Source organism: Nakamurella endophytica (assembly GCF_014646215.1).
In the GTDB taxonomy this organism is placed as follows: Bacteria; Actinomycetota; Actinomycetes; order Mycobacteriales; family Nakamurellaceae; genus Nakamurella; species Nakamurella endophytica.
The window spans coordinates 96,740-117,368 of record NZ_BMNA01000010.1 but is presented as its reverse complement, the minus strand read 5'-3'; the positions used below and the strand labels follow the sequence as shown (position 1 = coordinate 117,368).

The following is a 20,629-nucleotide window of genomic DNA, read 5'->3' as shown; positions in this document are numbered from 1 at the left end:
CGAACAAGATCAATCAGATCGTGTCATCACACCCGCTCAACCAACCTCTCCGAGCAGTACACCTAGATCCGCCTCTTGCGGCGGATCTTCGCGAGCAGCGACTTGACCCACTTGACCGGGATGGACATGCCGCGGGCGGGGAAGGGCACTACGACCACCAACCGATCGGGGATCCAAGCAACACCCACAGATCGGAGGGCGCGACGAGCTGATGCGGCCGCCCGTCCGTGAACAGGTGCACCCCCGCCTCCTCATAAACGAGATCGATCAACTCGCTGCAGATCAAGCGGTCGGTGCGCATGAGTCGACGCACCCACCACGGCTGCTCGGCGATCGCCCGGCGTGCATCGACGCGGGATCCAAGCCGTCGCTGCGCCAGCCCGATGGCGACGATGTCGAGGACGCCGTACGGCGTGCCGACCTTGGCCAGCGCCGCGGCGACGATGGCCTGCCGCTGGGCGTCGGTCGGGATCAGGTGGGCGGGGAGCCGGCCGCCGGACCACAACGCGCGGCCGGTGTAGTGGTCGGCGTCGATGAACCCGGCGCCACCGGGCCGGGCCTCCACGCACTGCGGCTTGTCGTAGCCATCGACGTGACCGACGTACACAGCGGCGTGCTCGCAGGGAGAGTCGGTGACCCACTGGACGAGGGCGCCCATCCAGCGGTCGCGGAGTCGGCCGGTGGCGTGGACGAGGCAGAAGTCGCCGGGCACGGGAGTGGTTGCAACGAGAGTGGGCTCGCTTCTGGGCGCGCAGAGAGAAGGTCCGCCACGACCCAGACGCGGGCGCCCGGATCATCGACATCGGCGAGCGCCGGCGTGATCCGGGAGACGGCGTAGAGCTGGGACAATAGGGACCGATGGCATACATCCTTGATCTGTGGACGCAGCCCGGCGCCAACGGCCGCCGAGTCAAGTCCGCGCGTCACGGCCAGGGCAAGCGGTGGCTGGCCCGCTGGGATGAGGGTGGGCAGCGCCGGTCGAAGGCGTTTGACACCCGCGACGCGGCCACGGCGCACCTCGCGCAGATCGACGTCGACCAGCGGGCCGGGCTGCACGTCCTGACGACCGGCATGACCGTCGGCGAGTACGGCGACCGGTGGATCGGGTTGCAGTTGCACCAGCGGGCATCGTCCACACAGCAGATGGAGACCCGGTGGCGGCTGCACATCCGACCGGCGCTGGGTGAGCTGCGCTTGGCCGACGTCACCCGGGCTCACGTCCAGGATGCCGTTGCCGGTTGGGCGCGCACATTGGCGCCTGCGACGGTCAGCGTCACGTACGGGTATCTGGCGTCGATGATGAAGGCGGCCGTTCTCGACCGGCTGCTGCGCGAGTCGCCGTGCCGCGGGGTGAAGCTGCCCAGGCTTGAGGTGGACAAGGTCGTGCCGCTGTCGGTGGCGCAGGTTCATACCATCGCGGAGCGGATCGGCCGTCGGTACCGGGGCATGGTGCTACTGGGGGCGGCGACGGGGATGCGGTCGGGAGAGCTCCGTGGCCTCACCGTCGACCGGCTGCGGTTCGCCGACGGTCTGCTGCGGATCCGCATCGACCGGCAGTTGGTGTCGACGGAGCCGAAGTGGGGTCCGCCGAAGACGGAGCGGTCCGACCGGACGGTGACGGTGGGCGAGCAGACCGCGGGGATGCTGCGCCGGCACATGGCAGAGGTGCCACCGCATCAGTCAGGGCTCATCTTCACGGGCCGCGAGGGTGGGCCGTTGGCGCGTACGTCCGCGGCGACAGCATGGAATCTGGCGACCGAGGGGATGGGCCTGCCGGGACGGTCGGGGCTGCATATGCTGCGTCACCACCACGCCAGCCTGCTCATCGCGGCGGGACTGTCGGTGACGGCGGTGGCGGATCGGCTGGGTCACAAGGACAGCACAGAGACGCTGCAGACCTACGCCCATCTCTGGGAGGACGATGAGGACCGCGCCAGGGTGGCGGTTGAGGGTCGTCTGTGGGCGCTTGTTGGTCCCGACGGGGAGACCGTCCAGCCAACTGACAGCCAACAGCGGCTACGGGTTGTTGCTCCGTAGCAGGTCAGACCGGTCGTAGAGATCGGCAGGACAATGCCCGGCTTACAGACCGACTCGTCCACCCCAACCCGGAGGACCCGTGGTCGGTACACGCGTCGCGTCCGAGACGGAGCGTCGGCCCCGATCAGGCGGCGGACGCCTCGCGATCGACGGCCGTCGGCCGGGCGGTGGGATCCTGCACCAGTGGGACGACGTCGCCGGCCGCCCGTCGGCAGCCTGGTGCGAGGCTCGTGGCCGCCGTGCTGAAGTCCGCGCTCCGTGCACTGGCGGGTTTGGCCTCCCTCGCCGGGATCGCGGCGTGCCGGCCGTCGGCGGTCGCCGGTCCAGTGCTGTTCACGGTGTCGATCGACGGGCCGCTGACTCTCGAACAGGGATCCGTCGTGGACTTCGTGGTGACCGTCACCAAGGGCGCCGGACGGGCGTCGCGTCAGACGTTCCTGCTCGTCCTGCCGGGAAACGTCCGGCGGGTGCTCGGGCGTGATCCGGACACGGGCGCGCCGATCCTGTCCGACGAGCGCACCGTGACGGTCGACGACCTCGACCCCAACGACGGGCCCGCAACCATCCAGTACCACCTCGATCTCTGCGGGGTCGACCGGTCGGCCGCCTTCATCAGTGCTGGCCTGTACCCGTCCTCCGGGACGCCCGAGCGGACACGCTCCTTCACCACGGCCGTGCTGACGGTCCGTTGAGCCGGCCCGGCGGCTCCGGTGCGCCGCGGGTCTGCTCGTCGGACGACCGATCCATGCCTGTCGCGTCCGTCCGGTCGACCTCGACCGCCACGACCTGTCCCGTGACACCGCGGTCGGCGAGCGACGGCAGCAGGCCGAAGGTCAGGAGGTAACTGAGCAGCAGCCGCGCGGCGCGGGCGGGCTCGACCAGCTGCGCCCGCGCACCGTCGGCCCGGCCGCGGGCCGCGCTCTGCTCGGCCATCGACCGGACGAGGCGTCGGTCGTCCTCGACGTCGAGGTCGACGGTGATCCGGGCCCGGAATGTGGTCATGGCAGCGTTCTACGCCGTGGTGTCCGGTTTGTCATGCTTGCTGCGCCCGGTGGCGGACGACCTGTCCGGCACACCGTGGGGCATGCCGCCGTCGGGTGCGCTGCTGTCGGACGGCGGTCGTCGGTGCGACGGGGCCGGCCGCTCCGTCGGGGGTGGACCGGCCGGACCCGGAGTCGCAGTCCGCTGGACCACGTCACAGACGAGACCCTTGCAGCCCCCGACGGGTCACGGCACACCCCGACGGGTGCTCTTGCACGCCGCCTGGTCTGCGGGGGACCTCGGGAGGTACCCCGGTGGTCCGGCACCACCGACCGGTGCGCCGGCCGAACAGGACAAGGCCCCGCCGGCGTCTGTCGGGGGGTCGGCCGGCGGGGCCTCTCGGGTGCATTTGTACCCTTCCGGGCCGTCCGCGAACAGTGAGGAACGACATGTGATTCGTCGCGTTCCGTCACAGTCGTCGAGGGCAGTCGGGGAGCGGTACGACGATCGGCGCAAGGCGATCCCGACTGCTCGGTACGGACGGTGACGATCGCCACCGCCGGCGTCGCGACGGCCGGACAGGTCCGTCGGTCAGGTCCGGCGTGGGCCGTCCCGATCGGGACCCTTCCAGTGCTCCCACTCGGGATGCCGGGCGCACGGGGGCCTGACCCATACCGCGTCGCAGATCCAGCAACGCCACAGTCGATGATGGCTGCCGCTGCAGGTGCACGGCGCCGCCGCGACCAGGAGCACGTCGCGGACCAGGAGGTGTCCGTTCGGGCACTGCTCCGGCCGGATCTCCACCACTCCGCGAGGACCGATCGGCCGGAAGTAACGATCGTCGAGGTCGGCGTCGTCGCCATCGGACGACGCTGTCATACCCACCCGCTACGGTCGAACACATGTTCGATCGTAACCCGCTGGTTCGATTCCTCGCCTGGCTGCGGCTGCTACCCGAGCTGGTCCCGACGCCTGGCCAGGTACGCGACCTCGGCGGTGTTGCCGGCCAGTTCGATCGCCGTGCCGTAGGCGGTGCGCGCGTCGCGGTCGCGGCCGAGCCGTCGCAACAGGTCCGCCCTGGTCGCGTGATAGGCGTGGTACCCGGCGAGGATGTCGCGCAGGCGGTCGAGGATCGCCAGGGCCACCTCCGGACCGTCCAGCTCTGCGACGGCCACGGCCCTGTTGAGCACGACCACGGGGGACGGGTCGAGCCGCACCAGCTGGTCGTACAGCGCGACGATCTGCCACCAGTCGGTCGTGTCCGCCCGAGGCGCCGAGGTGTGCACCGCGTTGATCGCCGCCAGGAGCTGGTAGCGGCCCGCCGGACGGCCGGTCGCCAGCCGCTCCCGCACCAGGGCGTGACCCTCCTCGATCAGCGCGCCGTCCCAGGCGGTGCGGTCCTGGTCGCCCAGAGCGACGAGCTCGCCGCCGGCCGAGACGCGGGCCGCCCGGCGCGCCTCGATGAGCAGCATCAGTGCGAGCAACCCGGCCACCTCGCCGTTGTCGGGCAGCAGGCCCCGGAGCAGTCGGGTCAGCCGGATGGCCTCGGCCGTCAGGTCCTGCCGGACCGGGTCCGTGTCGGGACCGGTGGCCAGGTAGCCCTCGTTGAAGACGAGGAAGAGCACGGCCAGCACGCCGGACACGCGGTCCGGGAGTTCCGCCGCCGACGGCACCCGGTACGGGATGCCGGCCGTCGCGATCTTCGTCTTCGCCCGGGTGATCCGCCGCGCCATGGCGCTGTCCTGGACCAGGAACGCCCGGGCGATCTCGGGGACCGTCAGGCCGCCGACCATCCGCAACGTGAGGGCCACCCGGGCCTCCATCGCCAACGCGGGGTGGCAGCAGGCGAAGACGAGCCGCAGGCGGTCGTCCTGGACGGGTCCGTCGACTCCGGGCGCGCTGTCGTCGCGCAACCGCTCCGCCTCCTCGTGCTTGCTGCCGCGTCGGATGTCACGGCGGATCCGGTCGACCGCCTTGCGGGAGGCGGTCGTGGTGAGCCATGCGCCGGGGCGCGCGGGCACGCCGTCGACGGGCCACCGTTCGACGGCCGCGGCGAAGGCCTCGGCTGCGGCGTCCTCGGCGATGTCGAGATCGCCGAACCGCCTGGCCGTCGTGGCGATCACCCGAGCCCACTCCTCCCGGTGGGCACGGGCGATCGCCGCTGCCACCGGGGTGGCGACGTCGTCCGCGTTCACAGGAACGGGCGGACCTCGATCTTGCGGTTGCAGTGCCGTGACGCCTCGGTGGCCAGCCGGAGTGCGACGTCGAGGTCGGGTGCCTCCAGGACCCAGAAGCCGGCGAGGAACTCCTTGGTCTCGACGAACGGTCCGTCGGTGACGACCGGCCGGCCGTCGCGGTTGTCGACGACCGTGGCGGTGTCCGGGAAGCCCAGCCCACCGGCGAAGACCCAGTGGCCGTCGGCCTGCAGTCGCCGGTTGAACGCGCTCACGGCCACGAGTTCCTCCTCGGTGCCGAGATCGGTGCCCTCGTGGATCACGGACAGCAGGTACTGCATGGCGGTCGCTCCTCTGTGTCGGGTGTCCCCGGACGTCCTGCTGGGCGTCCGTCATCGTCCCGACGAACGGGGTCGGCCCGATCGGACAGCTGCGCGGGGCCGGAGACTGCCGTCCAGTGTCGGCGCGCCCGACCGGCCGGAACAGTCCGGCGGCGCTCGCCGGTCCGTCCGCCGCGCCGGACCGACGTCGGGTGGCGCGGCCGCCGGAGGTCCGGGTCCTACCCTGTCCGGATGCCGGCCACGCGGTGGTACCCCGGAGCCGAGGTCGCGGCCGCCATCGACTTCGCGGGCGTCCGTGCCGACCTGGGCGTCCCTGTCGACTTCCCCCCGGAGGTCGTCGCGGAGGCCGGCCGGGTGGCCGCCCGGCCACCGATGCCGGACCTCGACCGCACCGACATCCCCTTGGTCACGATCGACCCGCCCGGCGCGATGGACCTCGACCAGGCCATGCACCTGGAGCGCGTCGGCGACGGCTACCTGGTCCACTACGCCATCGCGGACGTCGCCTCGTTCGTCGCCCCGGGCGGAGCCATCGATGCGGAGTCGCACCGCCGGGGCCAGACGCTGTACAGCCCCGACATGTCGACGCCGCTGCATCCACGCGAGCTGTCGGAAGGCGCGGCGAGCCTGTTGCCGAACCAGGTCCGACCGTCCGTGCTGTGGACGATCCAGCTCGACGCCGCCGGCGAACCGGTCGCGGTGGAGCTGGGTCGGGCTCGGGTCCGTTCGCAGGCCCGGCTCGACTACGACGGCGCCGACGCCGACGCGGCGGCCGGGGCGCTGCACCCGTCGATCGCGCTGCTGCCCGAGATCGGCGCCCTGCGTCGTCGGTCGGCACGGACGCGGCACGCGGTCGACCTGGATCTTCCCGACGCGGAAGTGGTGCGCGACGACGGGCACTGGACGCTGGCGCTGCGCGCGCGCACGCCGATCGGCGACGCCAACGCCGAGATCAGCCTGCTCACCGGCGTCTGCGCCGCCGCCCTCATGCTGCAGGGCGGTGTCGGGCTGCTGCGGACGCTGCCGCCGCCCGGGGAGCGCGAGGTCCGGGAGTTGCGCCGGTCGGCGTCCGCGCTCGGGTTCCGCTGGCCCGACGGGCAGCCGCCCGGCGACTTCCTCGAGTCGGTCGACGCCGGGGACCCCAAGGGTGCCGCCCTGCTGGAGGACGCGGTGCGGCTGCTGCGCGGCGCGGGATACACACCGTTCACCGGCGCCCCGCCGCCGGAACCCGGACACGCCGGTGTGGGGGCTCCGTACGCGCACGTCACCGCACCGCTGCGGCGGCTGGCCGACCGGTACGCGACGGAGATCTGCCTGGCGTTGCACGCGGGGACGACGGTGCCCGACTGGGTCACCGACGGACTGGACGAGCTGCCGTCGATCATGGCGTCCTCCGACCACCGCGCCAACGAGCTGGAACGGGCCTGCGCCTGGGCGGTCACGGCGTTCCTGCTCGACGGCCGCATCGGTGAGCGGTTCTCCGGCACCGTCGTGCAGCTCGAGAACCCGCGCAAGCGGGCCACCGTGCTGCTCGACCACCCGCCGGTCCGGGCCAGGGCCGACGCCGACGGGTTGGTGGAGGGCAGCGAGGTCGTCGTCGAGCTCACGGAGATCGATGGCGAGGCCAAGGCGCTGCGCGTGGCGCTGCCCGGAGGTCCCGACGGTGCGGCCGGATCAGAAGCTGCCGGTGGGATTCCGGCCGGTGCCGGTGCCGGTGCCGGTGCCGGCGCCGGTGCCGCGGCCACGGGTGGGGCGGAGGCCGGCGGCACGGCACGGACGGTCCGCTCCGGACGACCGGAGCAGGGCGACGGCGCCGCGGCTTCCTGAGGCGGCCAAGGCGTGGGCCGGCCGGCACGGGCAGCGCCCGGAGGCGCGCCGTCCCGCCGGTCGGCCGGATGCCGTGCGGTCTGGCGTCGCGACGCTCCGGTGGGTGGGATGGTCGCGCGGTGCCGGACGCTCGGTGGCACCCTGTTGCGCATGCGCGAGGACGTCGGTCGGAACACCCGCTACTACTTCAACATCCGCACCCACCAGGTGGAGGAGGAGGGCCAGAGCAAGGCCAGCGAGCTGCTCGGCCCCTACCCCGATCCCGAGTCGGCGGCTCGTGCGCTGGAGAGCGTCCGTGAGCGCGAGGATCGCAAGTCCGCCGAGGACCGGGAGTGGCGCGACGGCGACGACGGCTGAGCCCCACCGTCCCGGCAATTCCACGGTCGCGCGGCGGGTCGCCGTCGCCACAGAGGTGGCAGGCCATCGCGTGCGAGGGGTGAGCTCCACCAGCAGGTTCCGCCGGTGCGGCGCGGCCCGCGAACAGAGGTCGGTAGCCGGGTGACAGCCCAGATCAGCACGCCCGGCGTCGGCGCCGCCCGGCCGCCGGAGGCGACGGGTCGGACGGCCGCCCCCGGCGGCGGCGCAGCGGACGGACACAGGCCCGCAGCGCCACCGGCCGGCACGGCGGCGGGAATGCGGTCGATGTCGATGTCGATGTCGATGTCGATGTCGATGCCGATGCCGATGCGGGTGCCGGTGGGCGGTCGCGACGGGCGCCTTCCCGCCGTCCCGCGTGGACGCGCACCCCGCGATCGGGAATGGCAGCACGGTGCGGGACGCTGCAGGCCGAGGTGATCTGATGTCCCGGCCGGCCGGGACGTCGTCCCGCCTCCGCCGGTGTCCGCCGGTCGCTGTCGCCCACGGATGCCGCCGTCCACCGCCGATCGTTCGGAGCCACCGATGACCCTTCCCGTACCGCGACCCCTGTCCCGGGCCCGCGACCTGACCTGGGTGGTCGCGCTGGGTGCCGGGCTGTGGGCGACCGACGCGCTGTTCCGCAAGCTGCTCGTCGGGACCGTCGCCGCCCCGACGCTCGTCTTCGCCGAGCACCTGGTGCTGGTGATCGTCACGCTGCCGTTCCTGCCCCGCGCGCTGCGGACACTGCGCCGGTGCAGCCGGAGCGCCAAGGTCGCCGTCGTGGGCATCGGGGTCGGCGCCTCCGCGGTCGCCACGACGCTCTTCACCTACGCCTTCAACATCTCCGCCAAGAGCTACGACTTCGTGACGCCGGTCGTCGTGCAGCACCTGCAGCCGCTGTTCGCGATCACCGGGGCGATGCTGCTGCTGCGCGAGCGGATCCGGGCCCGGTTCCTGTTCTTCGCCGTCCCGGCCCTGGTCGGCGTCTGGTTGCTGGCCTTCCCGCAGCCGTGGCACGTGACCGTGTCGGGCCTGAGCGTCGCGCTGCTGGCCCTGGCCGCCGCTGCGCTGTGGGCGGCCGGCACCGTCCTGGGCCGGATGGTGGCGCCGCAGATCGACCCGGTGCAGCTGACCACGCTGCGCTTCGCCATCGGCATGCCCACCGCGGGCGTCATCGCGGTGCTGTCCGGCGACCCGCTGTGGGTGCCGAACCTGTCCAGCTCCGGCGCGGTCATCGGGCTCGCGCTGGTGCCGAGCCTGCTCGCGCTGGTCGTCTACTACCTCGGCCTGCGCCGGACCGCCGCGGCCCGTGCCACGCTGGCCGAGCTGGCGTACCCGCTGGTCGGCGCGGTGGTCGGCATCCTGCTCGGCACCCACCTGACGGGCAGCCAGTGGGCAGGGGTGGTCGTGGTGGCCGCGGCCGTCACCGGGCTGTCGTGGCACGAGGCGACCGCCCGCACCCAGGCCGTCGTCGCCCGGCACCCGGAGATCACCACCCGCGAGCACGTCCCGAGCTGACGACAGGCCGGCGCCGGAACCGGGACGCGGCCGGCCGTCCCGGACGACCGCGCGGTCCGACCTACGCACGACTGCAAGGGCACGCCTGCCGCCGATCCCGCCGAGCAGCACCGACCCGGCCCCCGCACCGGCCCGGCCGTGCAGCACCGACCCGGCCGTGCAGCACCGACCTGGCCGCTGAGCACCGACCCGACCGCCGAGCACCGACCCGGCCGCAGCGTCGACCGCCGCACCCCCACGACGGTCCCAGCCCCTGCACAGCTCTCTCCCCGGCAAGCCGGCCCGGGGGTCGTCGAGCCGATGCGATGATCGACAGATGTCCCTTCGCTCCCGCCGCGCGCGTCCGATCCGGCTGACCGCCCTGGCCGTCGCGGTGGCCCTGCTGTCGGCGTGCGGTTCCACGGTCGCCGGCACCGCCGTCGCCGTGTCGTCGCGGGCCTCCACCGACGGTTCCGGCTCCGGCAGCGCGAGCGCGTCGGACCCGTCGGGGCAGATCACCGTCCCGAGCAACGGCGCGGGCGGGTCGAGCACACCGGGCACCGACGGACCGGGCACCTCGACCGGCAGCGGATCGTCGGGGACGTCCACCGAGCCGGCCGGTCCCGTGCCGTCGGGCCTGGGGAAGTACTACGACCAGCAGCTGGCCTGGGGCGGCTGCGCCCAGTACGCCACCACGGACTCGGACCAGCAGTACTACGCGTCGCCGCGGCTGCAGTGCGCGCGGCTGACCGTGCCGCTGTCCTACAGCGACCCGTCGGGCAAGACCATCACCGTCGGCGTGCTGCGCCAGCGGTCCACCGGCTCCGCGGACGAGCGGATCGGGTCGGTGCTGATGAATCCCGGCGGGCCCGGCGAGTCGGGCATGTCGTTCGTCGCCCAGCTGGCGCTCGCCGGGGTGGCGTCCACCCTGAACCAGCGGTTCGACCTGGTGGGCTTCGACCCCCGCGGCATCGGCGCCTCCCAGCCCGCGATCGACTGCCAGACCGACGCCGAGCGGGACGCCACCCGGGCCACCGATGCACGGTCGGACACCCCAGCGCAGGTGGCGGCGACCAACCAGATCGCCAAGACCTTCGTCCAGGACTGCCTGGACCGGGTCGGCAAGCAGCAGGGCATCGACGGCAGGACGTTCCTGGCCAACGTCGGCACCCGGGACGTCGCCCGCGACATGGACGTGCTCCGCGCGGCCGTCGGCGACCGGAAGCTCACCTACGTCGGGTACTCCTACGGCACCCGCATCGGCTACGTCTACGCCGAGGAGTTCGCCGGCAACGTCCGCGCCATGATCCTCGACGGCGCCGTGGCGCCGGACCAGGACCCGGCGACCGAGGCCCTCGGCCAGGCCAAGGGCTTCCAGGACGCCTTCGACGCCTACGCCACCTGGTGCGCGCAGAACCAGCCGTGCGTGCTGGGGACCGACCCGGCCAAGGCGACCGCGGTGTTCCAGTCGCTGACCCGGCCGCTGCTGGGCAAGCCGTTGCAGCTGTCCGACGGCCGCAAGCTCTCCTACGCGGACGCGGTGCTCGGCACCATCACCGCGCTGTACAGCGACAGCGCTCGGCCCACGCTGTCCAAGGCGCTGCTCGACCTGTCCAAGGGCGACGGGAACGGCCTGATGGCGCTGGCCGACTCGTACTACAACCGCGACTCCAGCGGGCACTACTCCAACAGCCAGGACGCCTTCCAGGCGGTGCGCTGCGTGGACGAGCCGCGGATGACCGACCCGGCGGAGATCACCAAGCTGAACACCGAGCTCACCGCGGCCGCACCCTTCGAGGACAGCGGCGACAAGCCGGGCGCCACCGCGGACCTGTGTGCCTTCTGGCCGGTGCCGCCGACGTTGCAGCCGCACAAGCTCGACATCCCCGACCTGCCCAAGGTGCTGGTCATCTCCACCAAGGGCGACCCGGCGACGCCCTACCAGTCCGGCGTCGACCTGGCCGAGCAGCTCAAGGCCGGGCTGCTCACCGTCGAGGGCTCCCGGCACACCGCCTACCTCGCGGCCGGCATCGGCTGCGCCGACGAGGTCGGCAACGCCTACCTGATCGACCTGACGCAGCCCGCGGAGGGCAAGGTCTGCTCCTGACGCCGACCGGGTCCGGGTGCTGCGGGCCGAGCTGGCTCAGCGGTCCGGGCCGGGTCCCGGCTGGCACGACGGGCACCACCAGGTGCGCCGCCGTTCGGGGTCGTCGGGCACCTCCTCGACGACGCGGATCGTCGTGCCGCAGCGCCGGCACGGTTGACCGGCGCGGCCGGACACCCAGTGCTGCTCGCCCGGCCGCGTGTTGCCGGTGGTGACCTGCATCGTCCGGGGACCGGACACCGACTGGCGGAGCGCCCGAGCGGCGAGGGCGACGAGACGCGGGACGTCCACCTCGCCGACCGGCGTCCACGGGCTGTGGCCGCGCAGGAAGCACAGCTCGTTGGTCCACAGATTGCCCAGGCCGGCGAGCACCCGCTGGTCCAGCAGCGCCGCCGCGAGCGGGCGACCGGGGTCCGCCAGGAACCGCCGCTCGGCCTCGGCGGCGTCCCAGTCCGGCCGCAGGGGATCCGGGCCGAGGTGGCCGACCAGCTCGGCCTCCCGGCTGGTCGCGACGAGGTCCACCACCGGCATGTCCAAGCCGTAGGCGGTGGCGCCGCTGTCCACCCCGAGCAGCACCCGGACCTGCGGCATCAGCCGGCCGGGCAGGCGGCGTCCCGGCCCGGTGACGGTCCACGAGCCGCTCATCCGCAGGTGGGTGTGCAGCGTCAGGCCGCCCGACAGCCGGGTCAGCAGGTGCTTGCCGTGGGTGTCGATCGCGTCGACGGTCCGGCCGGCCAGGTTCTCGGTGGCGTGCCGCGGGACCCGCAGTTCCGCTCGCACCAGGCGGCGGCCGACGAGCGGCGGCCGGAGGCGCTGGGCCAGCACGTAGACGGTGTCACCTTCGGGCACCCCGCCATTGTCCGGGCAGTCCACAGGGGCGACCCCCGCACGCCCCTCGGGACCGGCCCGACACGGCCCCGGGACCACCCCCGCACCGCCCCGGGACCGGCCCAGCACGACCCCGGGGACCACCCCGCACGACCCCGCGACCGCCCCCGCACCACCCCAGCCGAGCCGGTGTCGCAGCGCCGGTGCCCCTTGAACAGGGGGCGAAGTCCCGCGCTGGTTGTTGGTAGACCTGCCGCGGGGGATCGATGGACCGGCCTGCAGGCCGTCCTGTCCGGCACGCCCGTCGCACGACACAGGAGCCGCAGATGCCTCCCGCCCGTCCCGGCCGCCGCCTCGCCGGCGCCGCCACCGTCGCCGCCCTCGTCGCGGCGTCGATGTCCGTGGCCACCCCGGCTTCCGCTCATGACACCGGCGGCGTCGCGCTGCAGGTCAGCATGTCCGCGGGACGCAGCCCGTCGTCGTCACTGGGCGGGGCCACCGTGTCCGGGACGGTGTACGCCTTCCTCCCGACGGCGCCGGACATCTCGTCGGTCCGCTTCTGGCTGGACAACCCGTCGATGTCCGGCACCCCGCGGCAGACGGAGCGGGAGGCGCCGTACGACCTGGCCGGCGGCACCGCCGCCGCGGCCAACGGGCTGGACACCCGCACCCTCGCCGAGGGCACGCACACCCTGTCCACGGCCGTCACCTACACCGACGGCGACACCGTCTCCGGCGAGACCATGTTCACCGTCGACAACGTGCCCGACGCCCCCGCGCCGACGCCCGGGCCGGTCCTCCGGGTCAACGCCGGCGGCGGCGCCGTCACCACCGGCGGCGTCACCTGGTCCGCCGAGTCCGGGTTCACCGGCGGCAAGAGCTACCGGAACCCGCAGGTCACCCAGATCGCCGGCACCACCGACGACGCCCTCTACCTGGACGAGCACAGCGCCACCACCGACAAGGGCTCGTTCTCCTACTCGGTCGCGGCCCCGGTGGCGGGCTCCTACACGGTCCGACTGCACTTCGCCGAGATCTACCACGGCGCCACCGGCGGCGGCCCCGGTGGCGCCGGCAAGCGGGTGTTCAGCGTCAACCTGGAGGGCGGCGCCGTCGAGCTGCCGAACTTCGACATCTACGCGGCCGTGGGCGCGATGACCGCCACCACCCGCACCTTCACCGTGCCGGTCACCGACGGCCGGCTGGACATGGCGTTCACCGCGACGGTCGACCAGCCGAGCGTCGCCGCCATCGAGGTGCAGACGCCGGCCGGCACCCCGACCTCCACCGGTGACCCGACCCTGTTCGCCTGGGACACCCGGATGCCGTCCCCGATCGGCCGGTCCGAGGGCCAGGGCGCCGCGGTGAACGGCAAGGTCTACGTCTTCGGCGGCTTCTACACCGGCACCATCACCACCGCCCGCAGCGACGTCTACGACCCGGCCTCGGACAGCTGGTCGCGGCTGCCCGACCTCCCCGAGGAGGTCACCCACACGGCGACGGTGGCCGACGGCACCACCATCTGGATCGTCGGCGGCTACGTCGGCGACCACCCCGGACCCGCCACCCGCAGCGTGTGGCGGTTCGACACGGTGACCCGCACCTACAGCCGTGGACCGTCGCTGCCGGCCCCCCGGGGCGCCGGCGCCGCCGCGATCGTCGGGCGGAAGCTGTACTTCTTCGCCGGGACCAACCGGGTCGCCGGTTCCACCGCCGACCCGGACCAGCCCGACCACTGGGTGCTCGACCTCGACGGCGGCACCACCTGGACCGCCCGGGCGCCGCTGCCGAACCCGCGCAACCACCTCACCGCGGCCGCCGTGGACGGCAAGGTCTACGCCATCGGCGGCCAGTACAACGGCAACGAGAACACCGGTCTGCAGTCCGACGTGCACCGGTACGACCCGGCGACCAACACCTGGACCAAGGTGGCCAGCCTGCCCAAGGCGCGCAGCCACCTGGTCGCCGTCGTGCGCGACGGGCAGATCCTCGCGCTCGGTGGCACCAACTCCGGCAACACCGCCAGCAGTGACGTCACCGCCTACGACCCGGCGAGCAACACCTGGTCCCGGCTGCCGTCCCTGCCCGGCGGGCGCAAGACACCCGTCGCCGCTCTCGTCGGCGACACGGTCTACCTGACCGGTGGCAGCCTCGCGACGGCGACCTACGCCGGGCGGTTCGCGGCCCGCTGGGAGACCGGCCCGGCCATGCCCGTCGCCGCCGGTGAGGTCGCCGGCGGGGTGATCAACGGGACGCTGTACCTGGTGGGGGAGAGCACCAACGCCACGCAGGCGCTCGACCTGGGTACCGGGACCTGGCGCAGCAACCTCGCCGTGCGGCCGTACGTCGGCCACCACCACGCCGCCCAGGTGCTCGGCGGCAAGCTCTACCTGTTCGGCGGCCTCGGCGCCGGCGCCGGCAAGGTGCAGATCTACGACCCGGTGGCCAACAGCTGGTCGCTGGGCCCGGACATGCCGTTCGCCGCCGGATCGAGCGCGTCGGCCCTGATCGGCGGATTGGTGTACGTGGCCGGCGGGATCGTCGGCTCGACCACGACCGACCGGGTCGCCCGGTTCGACCCGGTCGCCCGCACCTGGACCTCGCTGCCGCCCATGCCGCAGGGACGCAACCACGCCGCCGGCGGCACGGACGGCACCCGCTTCTGGGTCGCCGGTGGCCGCGGGGCCGGCAGCGGCGACGGCAACACGGTGGCCAACGGCTTCGACACCCTGCAGGTCTACGACCCGGCGACGAACAGCTGGCGGTCCAGCGCCACGGCCGGCTCCGGACTGGCCCCGCTGCCGCAGGCCCGCGGCGGCATTTGCACCGCGGTCTTCGTCCGCGGCGAGCTGTACGTCCTGGGCGGCGAGACCGCCACCGGCGCCGGAGCCACCAGCCGCGGGGTCTACCAGCGGGTGGACGTCTACAACCCGGCGACCAACGCGTGGCGGGCCGGCACGCCGATGCCGACCGCCCGGCACGGCATCTACCCGGTGGTCGTGGGCAACCGGATCACGGTCGCCGGCGGCGGCGTCCAGTCCGGGTTCTCGTCGTCCAGCGTGGTCGAGACGCTGACCGTCCGGTAGCCGACCGCGGCAGGCGGGCCGGCGCCGCAGCGGCCGATCCGCCGGCTGAACCGTCGGCTCGCCGGCCGGTTCCTCGCCCAGGCCCCGCCCGGCTGGCCGTTCCGGCCACCGGTCCGCCGCCCGGTCGGTCCTCCGCCGTCAGGCGGCCGCCTGGTCGGTGACCCAGAGCCCGAGCAGCCCCCGGAAGTGGGCGACGAACCGGTCGTGCTCGTGCGCCGGGTAGGTCGTCCGCACCGTCTCCACCAGCAGGGCGTCGAAGTCGGCGGAGGCCACCCAGTCCCGGACCAGGTCCGGCAGGCTCGCCAGGGCGTGCGAGCAGAACTCGCGGTACTCGTCGGCCTGGAAGTACCGGTCGGCGAGCAGCGCGTACCGGCCGAGCTTGTCCGACCAGGACAGCTCCGGGTCGTCGGCGACGTCGAACCAGTCCCGCGAACTGGTGTCCACGCGGGGCCGGCGGCCGCTCACCGCGCAGAAGATGGACCACGAAACCAGCTGCGTGATCGCCCACGGGAAGTAGTAGTGCAGCGACGTGATGGCGATGTCGGGGCAGGCGTTGGCGTAGTCGATGGGTCGCACCGAGGTGCCGCTGACCAAGGCCTCGCAGGAGTTGAACTCCCACCGGAAGAAGGCGTTGATCGTCCGGGACAGGGTCAGGATCTCCATGCCCGCCTCCGGCGGCAGGAACGCGTGCGCCACCTCGTACCGGTCGTGCATGGGCAGCTCGGGCCGGAACTTCATGATCTTGGTCTCCGGCCCGATGGTGAGCGACCGCGCGAAGGAGTCGAACGGCGTCACCGCGGCCTGCAGGTGCATCAGCATCTGGCCGGACTGGTCGTAGGCGGCGTGCAGGGCGGCCGGGTCGTCGACCCGGGACACGCCGCGCCAGGCGCCGCCGTCGAACGGCTTCATGTACATCGGGTACCCGACGCGCCCGGCCACCTCGTCCAGGTCGAACGGCAGGTTGTAGGTGGCGGCCGTGTACGCCCACTTCTCGTGGTCCACCGGGTTCTTGTACGGCACCAGCACGGTGTCCGGGATGTCGAAGCCCAGCCGGATCATCGCGCAGTAGGCCGAGTGCTTCTCCATGGCCTGGAAGGTGAACGGGTTGTTCAGCAGGTAGGTGTCGTCGACCAGCGCCGCCTTCTTGAGCCACTCCCTGGGGTGGTAGTACCACCAGGCCAGCCGGTCGATCACCACGTCGTAACGGACCGGATCCCGCAGGTCGAACGGCTCGATGGTGATCCGCTCGGTGCGCAGCTCGTGCTCGGCGCCGCGGTGCGTCACCGCCCCGAGCCGCCGCACCAGGGTCTCGAAGGCCCGGGGCCAGTCGTTCTCCGTGCCCAGCAGCAGGCCGATCAGGCGGGTGGTGTCGTCGCGGCGACCGATCGTCATGGCTGCATCCTCACCACTGGAACGGGACGGGGCAACGACAGGCGCGGCCGTGTCGTGCTCCCCGCGTCCCGGCTCACGGGAAGGCGACCACCGTGCTGGGTACGCCCTGCTGCGCCGAGGTCACCGGTGCCCCAATGCCGTCCACGACCGAGTCGATGCCGCCGCTGCCGTCGAGGAACACGGTGAGCAGGCTGCGCAGCTGCACCCCGGGGGTCCGCGGCACGACGAACGCCGTGCTGGCGTGGATGTCCACACCCTGGTCGAAGTTCGAGTAGCTCCCCATGCCCCAGCCCTGGAAGGTCCGCACGGTGGGCGCCAGCGCGAACGCCGGGTAGCCCAGCCGGCCGGGTCCCTGCTGCCAGGCGGCCTGGCTGGGCGGGTCGTAGGGCAGCTCGTTCTGGAACATCACGACGGTGCCGCGCTGCCCGGACCACACCACCTCGGTGCGCTGGTAGTGCTCGACGAACAGGCCGTAGGCGGTGACGTCGTCACCGGTGACCCGCAGGCCGGTCGCGGCGGTGTTGACGGTCCAGCCGACGCCGGTGCCGTGGTCCGCGCGCCACGACCAGATGTCGTCGAGCACGACGTGCGAGGCCGACACCTGCAGGGCGGTGTCCACGCGGCCCGCGGCCGCGCCGCCGACCCGGAGGAACACGTCGCTCAGGACGGCCGGGTCCGCGGCCCGGCCGCGGCCGCCACCGACGTCCACCAGCACCCGGCTGCGGACCGGACCGGCGTCCACGATGACCCCGGCCAGCCGGAGCCCGGTGGCCGCGTGCACGGACACCGCCGCCGTCCCGCGAGTGGGGACCAGGGTCGGGAAGCCGAGCCCGAGGACGACGGTGTCCCGCCGGGTCACGGTGATCGGCGCGGTCAGCCGGTACACGCCGGGGGTGAGCAAGAGGTTGCGGCCGGTGGCCAGCGCGTGGTTCATCACCCGCACCGGCGTCGCCGGTGTGGCGACCAGGAACCGGCACAGCGACAGCACCCGATCCGCGCCGCTGGCCGAGGTCCAGCCCGGTCCGGCGGAATCACGGCGCACGGCGGGCACGTGGACCACCCACTGCCGGTGGGCGTCGGTCGCCAGGAACGGCCGTTCCGCCGACACCGGTGTGGCGGCCAGCGTGGTGTACGGCTGGGCGCCCGGCTGGCCGAACGACGTCGCCGGGGCACCGGTCGTCCCGGCGAAGACCTGGTTCCAGACGCCGTTGCTCCACCCGGTGAGCGCGCTGTTGCGGACCAGGAACTGTTGCTGCGAGCCGTTGGTCACCGGACCGGTGAAGGCGGAGTCGGCGATGAAGCCGCCACTGGCGTACTGCGGGCCGGCCGTGCAGTAGTCCATCAGCGACGTGTTCCCGCGCACCTGGACGCGGCGCATCGGCGCTGCCTGCGACACCGCCCAGAACTCGGTCGCCGTGCGGCAGCCCTCACCGCCGGCCACGGCGATGGTCAGGTTCGACAGCGACCGCCAGAAATTGTCCAGCGCGATGCAGTTGTCCGGAGCGAGGCACCGGTTGTAGACGTTGACCGTGCCGTTGATCGTGACGTCGGACGGGACCGACCCGAGCCCGGCGACCTCGGTGTAGTAGCCCACCGAGAAGCTGAGCGGGTGGTCGGGGGAGCCGTAGGTCCCCGGACGGAACAGCAGCGCGACCCGGCCCTCGCCGAACTGCGCGTCCGTCTGCGCGGCGGCGACCGCGTCGACGGTCTGCTGGATCACCGCCTGCGGCATCGACGGGTCGAAGACGTACACCCCGCGGCCCAGCGCCGGTTCCGCGGCGGTCGTCGGCACGGCCGGTGCGACGGCCGGTGTGGCGGTCGGTGCGGCGGTCGGTGGGGGCGCGGCCGCCGCGGCCGTGCCGGGAGCGACCAGGGTTGCCACCGCGACGACCAGCGCCACGAGGGCGCCGCCCGCCCGGGCGACGGTGCGGCGGGACGGGACGACGGGTGACCGGAGCGACACGGCGGCGGGCCTCTCTGCAGTTCGATCGGGCGAACCGCTCGACCTTCGCCCCGCACACGCAACCGCGCAACCCGGACACGCCCGGTGGACGCCGGTGGACACCCCGGAGCCCTCCGGGCAGGGGAGGAGTCCGGTCCGGCCGGCGAGCGCCGGGGGATCAGCCCAGGGCCGGCAGGTACAGCGCGGCCTGCGCCTGCCAGCTCGGCCAGTCGTGCGGCCACTCCGGTCCCCACACGTACAGCCGGTGCGGGATGCCCTTGCCGGCCAGCACGCCGGCCAGCGCGCGGGTGGAGGCGTGGGCGCCGGTGGTGTCCTCCCAGCGCCCGCTGCCGACCACCAGCGTCAGGTCGACCGTGCGCCGCAGGAAGTCCAGATGGCCACCGTCGGTGCCGGGCAGGAACTCGAACGGGTCGGTGAGGTACGTGTCGAGGTCGGCGTCGCCCCACGCGTGCCAGCGCCAGGGGTCGTATGCCCCGGAGAAGGCGACGGCCTGCCGGAACACGTGCGCGTGCCGCAGCGCGAACAGCACCGAGTGGAAGGCCCCCATCGACGGGCCGGCCACCGCGATGTCGTCCCGGCCGCCGCACCGGTCCCGGATGAAGGGCACGACGTGCCAGATGATCCAGTCCTCGTACCGGCGATGGGCCCTGGCCCGCTCGCCCTGCGGCAGGGCCCGGTTCGACCACGACGCGTGGTCGTAGGAGGGCACGCAGACCACCGTGATCAGCCCGTCGTCGACGGCGCCGCGGACGGCATCGAGCAGGCCGTGCCGCTCGAAGTCCGTGGACTCGCCGCACTCGGTCGGGAACCACAGCACCGGCCTTCCCCAGTGGCCGTGCACCACGACCGGCCCGGTGCTGCCGAGCTGGGGGGCGTCCAGCCAGTGGTACTCGGTGCGGGTCACCGTCCCGACCCCGCCGCCACCAGGAGATCCAGGCCCGGCGACCAGGTGTCCCGCCAGCCGACGACGGTGTGGGCGTCGCGGACGTAGCGGAAGTCGACGCGGTACCCCTGCCGGGCGAGGACGCCCGCCATCCGCACGTTGTTGCCCAGGTTCTCCTCGACGACGCCGCAGGTCATCAGCACCCGCGGGCCGGCAGCCGCGGTGCCGCCGCCGTCGGCGCGATCGGCGACCGTCCGGACGAAGCCGGTCAGCGCGGCGAACACGGGATGGCCGGACTCCTGCGGATCGGTGTCCGCGGTGAAGAACGACCCGGACTGCAGCGCCAGCGCGGTGAGCGCCCCGGCGTGCCGCCGCTGCACCTGCAGCATCGACACGGCGCCCAGGCTGGTGCCCAGACCGACGACGGCGGACACCGGCACCCGGCGGCGCAGCTCCGGGAGCACCACGGTGGCGACGTGGTCGGCGTAGTCCGCGCCGGCGGCGTACCAGGTGTCGCGCCGCCCGTGCGGCGGGTCCAGCAGCGCCACCCGGACCGGGCCGGGCTGCCGGGCAGCCCACTGCAGCAGGCCGCCGCGTTCGGCGAGGTCGGACCCGTCGTGGGCGACGAGCAGCGGCGCCCGGGTGTCGGGGTCGAGCCCGGGCGGCGACCACAGCCGGACCGGGACGGCCTCCTCGAGCGCGCCCGCCGGGGTGTGCACCGCCTCCTCGGTCGCCCCGTCGGGGACCGTCGCGGACGCCGGGCCGCACCAGCCGGGCTCGTAGTAGTCGGGGAAGCGGACCTCGGACTTGTCGCCGAACGGGTTGGCGACCCGGTCCGGGTTGCCGGGGTCGGTGATCCACTGCTCGCCGCCGCCGGACCGGACGACGAACTGGTACTCGAGCCGGTCCACCGGCGGCCGGTCCAGCCGCAGCGACCAGCCGGTGCGGGTCCGGCGGAAGCGGGTCGGGCCGGGCACCGCGAAATCGAGCGCCAGGACCACCTCGTCGGCGTCGCGGTGTCCGCCGAGCCGGAAGCGCACGCCCTCCGGCGACACCACCGGCCCGGACCGGCGGGACGGCCGGCGGGGCCGAGCGGCTGCGGCGGGGCCGCCGCGGGGCGGGGCGGCCGGTGTCGCTCGTTCCCGCGGCATCGGGTCAC

Annotated in this window: 16 protein-coding genes; 7 read left to right on the top strand and 9 right to left on the bottom strand. The window is 73.5% G+C overall.

Going from position 1 to position 20,629, the window contains the following annotated elements:
* Positions 1-148: 148 nt before the first annotated feature.
* Entirely contained in the window at positions 149-712 is a 564-nt protein-coding gene (locus IEY37_RS17745) for a C40 family peptidase (RefSeq protein ID WP_188943966.1), read from the bottom strand.
* 146 nt (positions 713-858) lie between these two features.
* Here IEY37_RS17745 and IEY37_RS17740 point away from each other — a divergent pair, with 146 nt between their 5' ends.
* Both IEY37_RS17740 and IEY37_RS17735 read left to right on the top strand, forming a co-directional pair.
* The gene (locus IEY37_RS17740; protein ID WP_188943964.1) at positions 859-2,037 is read left to right on the top strand and encodes a tyrosine-type recombinase/integrase; all 1,179 of its coding nucleotides are present in this window, start codon (positions 859-861) and stop codon (positions 2,035-2,037) included.
* 230 nt (positions 2,038-2,267) lie between these two features.
* Entirely contained in the window at positions 2,268-2,729 is a 462-nt protein-coding gene (locus IEY37_RS17735) for a hypothetical protein (protein WP_188943962.1), read from the top strand.
* On the opposite strand, the gene IEY37_RS17730 is transcribed toward IEY37_RS17735, so the two are convergent.
* The 3 genes from IEY37_RS17730 to IEY37_RS17720 all read right to left on the bottom strand — a co-directional run bounded on the left by IEY37_RS17730 (position 2,701) and on the right by IEY37_RS17720 (position 5,533).
* Positions 2,701-3,039: a hypothetical protein gene (locus IEY37_RS17730; RefSeq protein WP_188943961.1), complete on the bottom strand. Its 339-nt coding sequence runs from the start codon at positions 3,037-3,039 to the stop codon at positions 2,701-2,703. The genes IEY37_RS17735 and IEY37_RS17730 overlap by 29 nt on opposite strands.
* Positions 3,040-3,968: 929 nt before the next feature.
* On the bottom strand, positions 3,969-5,213 hold the full coding sequence (locus IEY37_RS17725) for an RNA polymerase sigma factor (RefSeq protein ID WP_229674595.1): 1,245 nt from the start codon (positions 5,211-5,213) through the stop codon (positions 3,969-3,971).
* Positions 5,210-5,533: a YciI family protein gene (locus IEY37_RS17720; RefSeq protein WP_188943959.1), complete on the bottom strand. Its 324-nt coding sequence runs from the start codon at positions 5,531-5,533 to the stop codon at positions 5,210-5,212. The genes IEY37_RS17725 and IEY37_RS17720 overlap by 4 nt, the downstream gene beginning before the upstream one ends.
* Before the next feature lie 231 nt (positions 5,534-5,764).
* Between IEY37_RS17720 and IEY37_RS17715 the strand changes: the two genes are divergently transcribed.
* The 4 genes from IEY37_RS17715 (at position 5,765) to IEY37_RS17700 (ending at position 11,321) form a co-directional block, all read left to right on the top strand.
* Positions 5,765-7,360, top strand: coding sequence for an RNB domain-containing ribonuclease (locus IEY37_RS17715; RefSeq protein ID WP_188943957.1), 1,596 nt, complete (start codon positions 5,765-5,767; stop codon positions 7,358-7,360).
* Between the two features lie 150 nt (positions 7,361-7,510).
* The gene (locus IEY37_RS17710; protein ID WP_188943955.1) at positions 7,511-7,717 is read left to right on the top strand and encodes a hypothetical protein; all 207 of its coding nucleotides are present in this window, start codon (positions 7,511-7,513) and stop codon (positions 7,715-7,717) included.
* A gap of 543 nt (positions 7,718-8,260) precedes the next feature.
* A complete protein-coding gene (locus tag IEY37_RS17705) occupies positions 8,261-9,235 on the top strand; it encodes a DMT family transporter (protein ID WP_188943953.1) in 975 nt (324 codons plus the stop codon).
* 316 nt (positions 9,236-9,551) lie between these two features.
* Entirely contained in the window at positions 9,552-11,321 is a 1,770-nt protein-coding gene (locus IEY37_RS17700) for an alpha/beta hydrolase (RefSeq protein ID WP_188943951.1), read from the top strand.
* 36 nt (positions 11,322-11,357) lie between these two features.
* Here the strand turns inward: IEY37_RS17700 and IEY37_RS17695 are convergent, their stop codons facing one another.
* Complete coding sequence (locus tag IEY37_RS17695; protein WP_188943949.1) at positions 11,358-12,167, bottom strand: Fpg/Nei family DNA glycosylase; 810 nt, start codon at positions 12,165-12,167, stop codon at positions 11,358-11,360.
* Between the two features lie 305 nt (positions 12,168-12,472).
* On the opposite strand from IEY37_RS17695, the gene IEY37_RS17690 reads away from it, so the two are divergent.
* Positions 12,473-15,232 (top strand): Kelch repeat-containing protein, encoded by a 2,760-nt coding sequence (locus IEY37_RS17690; RefSeq protein WP_188943947.1) that lies wholly within the window; start codon positions 12,473-12,475, stop codon positions 15,230-15,232.
* A 138-nt stretch (positions 15,233-15,370) separates the two neighbouring features.
* Here IEY37_RS17690 and IEY37_RS17685 read toward each other — a convergent pair whose 3' ends face one another.
* The 4 genes from IEY37_RS17685 to IEY37_RS17670 all read right to left on the bottom strand — a co-directional run bounded on the left by IEY37_RS17685 (position 15,371) and on the right by IEY37_RS17670 (position 20,621).
* The gene (locus IEY37_RS17685; RefSeq protein WP_188943945.1) at positions 15,371-16,624 is read right to left on the bottom strand and encodes an ATP-grasp domain-containing protein; all 1,254 of its coding nucleotides are present in this window, start codon (positions 16,622-16,624) and stop codon (positions 15,371-15,373) included.
* Positions 16,625-16,697: 73 nt separating this feature from the next.
* Positions 16,698-18,587 (bottom strand): pectate lyase-like domain-containing protein, encoded by a 1,890-nt coding sequence (locus IEY37_RS17680; protein WP_188943943.1) that lies wholly within the window; start codon positions 18,585-18,587, stop codon positions 16,698-16,700.
* Between the two features lie 157 nt (positions 18,588-18,744).
* Positions 18,745-19,491, bottom strand: coding sequence for an esterase family protein (locus tag IEY37_RS17675; RefSeq protein WP_188943941.1), 747 nt, complete (start codon positions 19,489-19,491; stop codon positions 18,745-18,747).
* A complete protein-coding gene (locus IEY37_RS17670; protein WP_188943939.1) occupies positions 19,488-20,621 on the bottom strand; it encodes an alpha/beta hydrolase in 1,134 nt (377 codons plus the stop codon). The genes IEY37_RS17675 and IEY37_RS17670 overlap by 4 nt, the downstream gene beginning before the upstream one ends.
* Positions 20,622-20,629 lie beyond the last annotated feature (8 nt).